Below are 6388 nucleotides of genomic sequence, written 5' to 3'. Positions count from 1 at the left end.
GCGGGATGGAGCAGCCCGGTAGCTCGTCAGGCTCATAACCTGAAGGTCGTAGGTTCAAATCCTACTCCCGCACCCAAGATTCTAACCCGCTATCCTATTGGATAGCGGGTTTTTCTTTGACCAAATTTCCGAACCAATCCCAAAGGGCTCCAGCGTGAAAACTCAAGCGGGGCCGCGAACCGGAGAGTTAGGGGCATTGAGCCAGTTGCCCGGCTGAGGTTGAGATGCAAGGCTGTGCGGATGGAGACATCGGATGCCTCATCGTGCAGCCGAACACACGGGCACGGCGAAGATCCGCGCGCGCTACTGATTTAAGATAAGGCATCCAAGACCGCCATGTTCGACGACAAGTCAGTGCTGATCACAGGAGGCTCAGGCTCGTTCGGGCGGATGTATGTCCGCACCATCCTGGAACGCTACGACCCCAAGCGGGTGATCGTCTATTCTCGCGACGAGCTGAAGCAGTTCGAGATGCAGCACGAGTTTTCCGATCCGCGCATGCGGTTCTTCCTTGGCGACGTACGTGACAAGGAGCGGCTGATCCAGGCCACGCGGGGCGTCGATTTCATCATCCATGCCGCGGCGATGAAGCAGGTCCCGGCGTCGGAGTATAATCCGACGGAGTGCATTCGCACCAATATCAGCGGCGCGGAGAACGTCATTGCGGCGGCTCTGGCCAATGACGTCGAGAGTGTGATCGCCCTGTCGACCGACAAGGCGGCCAGCCCGATCAACCTCTATGGGGCGACCAAGCTCGTTTCTGACAAACTGTTCGTCGCCGCCAACAATATGGCGGGCAGTCACCGCACCCGCTTTTCCGTGGTGCGCTACGGCAACGTCGTGGGGTCGCGCGGCTCGGTCCTGCCGCTGTTCGAAAAACTGATCGCAGAGGGCGTGGAGTCTCTGCCGATCACCGACCCGCGCATGACCCGCTTCTGGATCTCGCTGCGTCAGGGCGTCGAGTTCGTCTTGACCAACTTCCAACGAATGCACGGCGGCGAGATCTTCATTCCCAAGATTCCCTCGGTAAGAATCCTTGATCTGGCCGAAGCTCTGGCTCCGGGCATGCCCACGCATGTCGTCGGCGTGCGCGCGGGCGAGAAGCTGCATGAGGTCATGTGCCCGACCGACGATTCCCACCTGACCTACGTCTTCGAAGACCACTATGTGATTGCGCCCACGATCCGCTTCCACAACGGCGATGCGGACTTCGGTCACAACAGGCTGGGGGAGGTCGGCGAGCGGGTCACTCCGGGGTTCCAGTACGACTCCGCAACCAATCCCCATTTCCTGACCGTCGAGGAAACACGTGGGTTCAACGCCCAAGCGGCCTACTGAGGCAACTCGGCGGCCTGCATCTTCAACTCGGCCAATCGCCAGTCCGTCGCCGTGTCGATGTCCTGGGCCTCCATTTCGTCGATGACGAAACTGCCTGCCCGACCCGCGAAGACGGACTGTTTGGTCACGCAGACCTCACGCGTCATCCAGTAGAACTGAGCGGCATCATGGAAAGCGGGCTCCAGGTCCTGAGAACGGCTGGCGTAGTGTTCGGGTTGTCGCATCTCCGTCCGGCCCATAGGATCTCGACGCAGGGCGCGCTGGATCGGGTAGCCGAAGGCGACGACGGGAAAGACCGTATCGAATTCCTCGGCGTCCATGAGATCGGCGCCGCGCTTCAACGTTGTGGCCCGCAATAGCGGCGCCGTCGCCAGGATACAGCAGAGGCGATCGAACCGCTGGCCGTCCGCCTCATAGCGTTCGACCACTTCGGCCATCACGTCGATGATGATCGCATGGTCGTCGGCGGTTCTGGCGCTGCGCAGGAACGGCACGCTCGCACCGGCCGCGCGGGCGACCTCGGCGATTTCCTCGCTGTCGGTCGACACCATCACCGTGTCGAACAGGCCGCTTTCGAGCGCGGCCTCGACCGACCAGGCCAGCATCGGCTTGCCGGCGAAGTCGCGGATGTTCTTGCCAGGCAGCCGTTTGGAGCCGCCGCGCGCAGGAATGACGGCCAGGGCCTTCACGCCATATCCCCGGACACCAGGCCTTTGACGGCCGAAATCACCCGCTCCACCTCCTCGTCCGTCATGGCGGGGAAAAGCGGAAGGCTGAGCGCCCTGTCATAGTAGCGATCGGCGGCGGGGAAGGGGCCCGGCTCACCATAGGTCTGGCGATACCAGGGCTGGCGCGGCACGGGGATGTAGTGCACCTGCGAGCCGACGCCCAAGGCGGCGAGGGCGGCCATCACCTCGGCGCGGGACCGACCTATGCGCTCGAAATCGATCTGGACGACGAACAGGTGGTAGCCGATGCGGTCCGCGCCGCGCGGCTGCGGCAACCGAAGCCAGTCAAGCTCCGAAAATGCGGCCTGATACCGGTCGACGATGGCCAGCCGACGATCGATGAAGCGATCCAGCTTCCTCAACTGGCTCGAACCCAGGGCCGCCTGGATTTCGGTCATGCGATAGTTGAAGCCCAGCGACTGTTGCTCGTACCACCAGGCGCCGGGCCGTTCGGACAAGCGGGCGGGGTCGCGGGTTATGCCGTGGGAGCGGAGCAGGATGAGGCGCTCGTACAGCTCAGGATCGTTGGTCGTCACCGCGCCGCCTTCCCCCGTCGTCATCGTCTTGACGGGATGAAACGAGAAGACGGTTGCGTCCGAGTGGCGGCAGTCGCCGACCTTGCCGTTTCCATGTTCGGAGCCGATCGCATGGGCCGCGTCTTCGACGATTCGGAGCCCGGTCTCCTCGGCGATCTGGCGAAAGGCGGCCATGTCGGCCGGGCGGCCGGCGAAATGGACTGGGGCGATGACGCGGGTTCGATCCGTCACTGCGGCGCGCGTGGCTGCAGGCGACAGGTTCAAGGTCTCCGCGTCGATATCTGCGAACACCGGCGTCAATCCGACGTAGGCCATGGCGTTGGCCGTCGCCACGAAGGTGATCGGGGTCGTGATCCCCTCGCCGGGACCGAGATCCAGCGCCGCCAAGGTCAGATGAAGGCCTGCGGTGGCGTTGCTCATCGCCACAGCGAACCGGGCGCCGACGTAGGCGGCAAGTTCGGCCTCGAACTGAGGCGTCGCCGGGCCCTGGGTCAGGAAGTCGGATCGGAGCGCGGACAGGACGGCGCGCTCATCGTCCGCGTCGATCCACTGGCGACCGTAGGGGATGAAGCCTTTGGGCCCCATGTTCAGCGTTCCCGCGCAGCCGGCGTCCGGATGACGTCAAGCCGCATCGGATTGCGATCCGCGCGTCCGATCCGACAGAAGCTCCTCGCTCAGGGCCTCGGCCATCTGCTGCATGACCGATTCCCACTGACCGAACTGTCCGGCGTGGAAGACGCGAGCAGAAGGGTAGCAGGGCGCCTGATCCGAACCGAACCCCGTCCAGCAACCTGGACCGGCGCTGAGAAACACCCGTGCGCCTACTGCAGCCGCGATATTGGTTGTCGCCGTGGACGGCCCCATGACCACGTCGAGCGCGGCGCAGAGCGCGGCCAGGTCATCAAGGTCCATCTTCAGATCGATGCCGGGCGGCGTCCAGATGTCGATCCCGCGCGCCTTGGCCGCCGCCAGGTCTTCTTCGGCATCGGCATACTGGAGGTTAACGAACCGGATGCCGGGCATTTCCAGAATAGGGCCCCACAGCGCGAACGGCGAATAGTGGCGTTGGCGCGCCCCGCCCATATTCATGCTCTTCCACAGCACGCCCACATGGGGGCCGGGTCCGCTTTCATCCAATACCCGACGCCAGTGCGCTACGCGTTGCGGATCGGGAACAAGAAAGCCCGCGTCGCCGGGGAATGAGGCGAGGGCGGTTCGGAAGCGTCGGAAGAGGCTGGCCAAGGGTGTCCAGAAGTCGATCGCCGGACGCGGGGCGCCCAGATCGACGGTGCGGAAGAGGGTGTCGTATCGGCGGACACTTCTATGCGGGAGCACGACCGCGCGCGGAAAGCTGCGCTGGAACAGCGTCACCAGCCTTCGCTCCACGGCGATGAAAAGACGGCCGTCGGGGCCGATGGCTTCCAGCGTGTCGTTGACGACATTGGCGAAAAGAACCTCATCGCCGAGGCCCTGTTCGCCGTAGATCAGCAGGCTCTTGCCACGCAGGTCATCGTCAAGCGTCCACCGCTTGCCGAATTCGGTGAAGCGGACAGCCCCGTCCGCGCTCGCTTCGAACCGGGCTTCGTACCCCTCGAACCCGCCGACCAGGTCGCCGACGATCATTTGGGTGAAGGCCTTCGCCAAGCGGATGATCGAAATCTCGTGGGGGTCGGTCAGGCCTTCCAAGGCGATTTCCATCTCCTGCAGCGCCTTTTCGGGCTCGCCGAGAGCGGTCAGGCAGTAGGCCTGGTTATGCCGGGCCTTGTGGAAGCCGGGATCCAGCCGAAGCGCCTCGTCGTAGAACACCATTGCGCCGGCCAGGTCGCCGCTGTCGCTCAACACCGTACCCAAGGTGTTCCAGAGGATCGGGCGTTCGGGGTAGATGTTGATGACGTCGCGCAGCAGCGTTATCGCGTCGTCGTATCGGTTCTGATCACGAAAGACGCAGGCCAGGCTGGCGGTCGCTTCTTCATCGCCTGGGGCGCTGATCAGGAAGCGTTCGAAGAGCCTTTCGGCGAGCTCAAGTTTGCCCAGACGATAGGCAAGCCGGCCGACGTCGCGCACCAGATCGACGTTATCAGGCGCCAACCGGGCGGCGGATCCATAGGCCGAGAAAGCGTTGGTGAAGTCGCCCTGCTTTTCGAGTGCAAAGGCCAACATGCGCCAAGCCAAAGGGTTGTCTTCATTAACTTTGAGAGCTTGCCGAATATTCGTTGATGCGGTGACGTAGTCCCTTTGCGTCAAGGCCTGCAGACCTGTTTGCAACTGGTTCAGCGCCTTGCGCTGCTTGGCCTGAAGCTTTGGCGACTGTTTTTTTGCGACACCGCGCCCGTCCTTTTCGATGGTTCTTGCGAGGCGAGCGAGCGGGTCGGACGAAGCCGAGCCGTCGAGCCCACCGAGAGCCAGTCGCGGCCGTGCCGTGGAATCTTTGACAGGAATCACCAAACGCCTTCTCCCTTGCCGCACCTTCGCCGAACAGGGTTAACGCAGGCTTTCACAATCTCCGGCAGAGACGATATTTGACGCGAGCGACATGAAACCACCACGGCAGCGCTCGTGTAGGCGCAAGCCGCCCGTTGATCGGACGGCGTTCACGCGCACAGGCACTCGCTGAAAGCCTGCTTACAGAACGGGCGAATTGGGTGATCATGCGGCCCGAAGACGAGTTGTTCGAGTGTCATGGCGGAGGAGATTCCCAAAGATGATCAGCGCCCAAACAATATCTATTGCGGGGCGCCGCATCGGGCCGGACCATCCCCCCTACATCGTCGCCGAAATGTCGGGGAACCATAATGGCGACATCGACCGGGCCTTTCGCATTCTCGACGCGGCCAAGGCGGCGGGCGCCGATGCGGTGAAGATCCAGACCTATCGCGCGGACACCATCACGATCGACCATTCCGGCCCCGGCTTCGTCGTGGACGGCGGACTGTGGGACGGCCGGCGGTTGTTCGAGCTGTATGAAGAGGCTCACACGCCTTGGGACTGGCACGGGCCCATCTTCGAATATGGGCGCAAAATCGGGATCACGGTTTTCTCTTCACCCTTCGACGCGACCGCGGTGGACCTTCTGGAAGGCCTGAACGCGCCGGCCTACAAAATCGCGTCGCCGGAGCTGATCGACCTGGCCTTGATCCGGTGTGTCGCGCGGACCGGAAAGCCGATCCTGATGTCGACCGGCATGGCGACGCTGGAGGAGATCGCCGAGGCTGTCGAGGCGGCGCGCGGCGCCGGCGCGACCGAGATCGTCGTCCTGCATTGCACGGCCGCCTATCCGGCTCCACCCGAGGAAGCCAATCTCGCCACCATAGCCGAGATCGCCCGGCGCTTTGACGTGATCGCCGGCTTGTCCGACCACACATTGGGCACGGTCGTGCCCGGCATCGCCATCGCCCTGGGCGCCGACGTGATCGAGAAGCATTTCACGCTTGATCGCGCGGAGGGCGGCGTCGACAGCGTCTTCTCCCTGGAGCCTGCGGAACTGACCGAACTGGTGCGGAACTCAAGGATCGCGCGCCAGACCGTCGGGGCGCCCGCCTTTGCGCCCACGGCGTCGGAAGCGACCGTCCTCAAGAACCGGCGATCCCTCTATGTCGTGGCCCCGATCGCGCAGGGCGAGGCCTTCACGCCCCGGAACGTTCGTTCGATCCGACCCGGCCTCGGCATGAAGCCCAAACATCTCGAATCGGTGCTCGGCCGTGTCGCTGCGCGGGACATTACGTTCGGGGAAGCCTTGGATGCCTCGATGATCGACGGCGAGTTCCAAGCGTGAGTTTAGACATGGCC

The 6388-nt window shown here is 63.6% G+C and carries 5 protein-coding genes; 2 read left to right on the top strand and 3 right to left on the bottom strand.

Going from position 1 to position 6388, the window contains the following annotated elements:
- The first annotated feature begins 336 nt into the window (after positions 1 to 336).
- Positions 337 to 1338 carry a UDP-N-acetylglucosamine 4,6-dehydratase (inverting) gene (pseB, locus tag ACP69V_RS15820; RefSeq protein ID WP_426024699.1) on the top strand — a complete coding sequence of 334 codons (1002 nt, stop codon included), beginning with the start codon at positions 337 to 339 and terminating at the stop codon, positions 1336 to 1338.
- Here the strand turns inward: pseB and pseF are convergent.
- The 3 genes from pseF to ACP69V_RS15805 are packed head-to-tail and all read right to left on the bottom strand — an operon-like array spanning position 1332 to position 5044.
- Positions 1332 to 2027 (bottom strand): pseudaminic acid cytidylyltransferase, encoded by a 696-nt coding sequence (pseF, locus tag ACP69V_RS15815; protein ID WP_426024698.1) that lies wholly within the window; start codon positions 2025 to 2027, stop codon positions 1332 to 1334. The two genes, pseB and pseF, sit on opposite strands and share 7 nt — an antisense overlap.
- Positions 2024 to 3187 carry a UDP-4-amino-4,6-dideoxy-N-acetyl-beta-L-altrosamine transaminase gene (gene pseC, locus ACP69V_RS15810; protein ID WP_426024697.1) on the bottom strand — a complete coding sequence of 388 codons (1164 nt, stop codon included), beginning with the start codon at positions 3185 to 3187 and terminating at the stop codon, positions 2024 to 2026. The genes pseF and pseC overlap by 4 nt, the downstream gene beginning before the upstream one ends.
- Positions 3188 to 3223: 36 nt before the next feature.
- A complete protein-coding gene (locus ACP69V_RS15805) occupies positions 3224 to 5044 on the bottom strand; it encodes a tetratricopeptide repeat protein (RefSeq protein ID WP_426024717.1) in 1821 nt (606 codons plus the stop codon).
- Positions 5045 to 5303: 259 nt separating this feature from the next.
- Between ACP69V_RS15805 and pseI the strand changes: the two genes are divergently transcribed.
- On the top strand, positions 5304 to 6374 hold the full coding sequence (pseI, locus tag ACP69V_RS15800) for a pseudaminic acid synthase (RefSeq protein WP_426024696.1): 1071 nt from the start codon (positions 5304 to 5306) through the stop codon (positions 6372 to 6374).
- Positions 6375 to 6388: the final 14 nt, after the last annotated feature.

This window comes from Brevundimonas sp. PWP3-1b1, from assembly GCF_049896065.1.
GTDB classification, from domain to species: domain Bacteria; phylum Pseudomonadota; class Alphaproteobacteria; order Caulobacterales; family Caulobacteraceae; genus Brevundimonas; species Brevundimonas intermedia_B.
Note: the sequence above shows the minus strand (reverse complement) of the source record. Positions and strands in the feature narration are given on the sequence as shown.

What these genes read in the sequence shown, in the direction of transcription:
- pseB (WP_426024699.1), top strand. Translation starts at nt 337, where the DNA reads ATGTTCGACGACAAGTCAGTGCTGATCACAGGAGGCTCAGGCTCGTTC.
- pseC (WP_426024697.1), bottom strand. Translation starts at nt 3,187, where the DNA reads ATGGGGCCCAAAGGCTTCATCCCCTACGGTCGCCAGTGGATCGACGCG.
- pseI (WP_426024696.1), top strand. Translation starts at nt 5,304, where the DNA reads ATGATCAGCGCCCAAACAATATCTATTGCGGGGCGCCGCATCGGGCCG.